Annotated in this window: 1 protein-coding gene; it reads left to right on the forward strand. The window is 44.8% G+C overall.

Going from position 1 to position 529, the window contains the following annotated elements:
* The coding region (locus ACFINH_RS10400) for a hypothetical protein (protein ID WP_375633100.1) at positions 1-529 on the forward strand (529 nt) is incomplete at both ends.

The following is a 529-nucleotide window of genomic DNA, read 5'->3' on the forward strand; positions in this document are numbered from 1 at the left end:
TTCGATGTCTCTGCTCTCACCAACATGCGTGAAGGCGGGGTTGAAGTTAGCGATAAAGTGATTTCTCACAGTTACGTTGCGGGAAGTTGGGAAGGCACTAATATTAAACACCATCAGATAAAGGAAGATGTTGACACTACAATTAGCCGTCAGCAGCCTCATTTTACCAATAATGCTGCACAGATTTTAGTAGGGCGTCATCTGACAATTAATGCCGGCGATATCCGTAATAGCTACAGTTTGATTGCTGCTAATGGCAACATTGAGATGCAGGGTGATACGCTGCTCAATGAGGGGCGCGATTTAACCGAAACAACAAAGATTGTAACTGAAACACATCGCAGGAAGAAACATTGCCACACATTATTAGGAGGGTGTAGTATTACAGGCATAACATATTATGGCAGTACTACTGATACCAAAACAACCGTCCGCACTTATGATGCTGTTTACGGCACGATTGAAGCTGGTGGCACGCTTGATGCCAAGTTGACAGGCTATATTGACAATCATGCGGTGCGTGAGGGGG

This window comes from Bartonella sp. AA74HLJMH (assembly GCF_042197045.1).
GTDB lineage: Bacteria > Pseudomonadota > Alphaproteobacteria > Rhizobiales > Rhizobiaceae > Bartonella.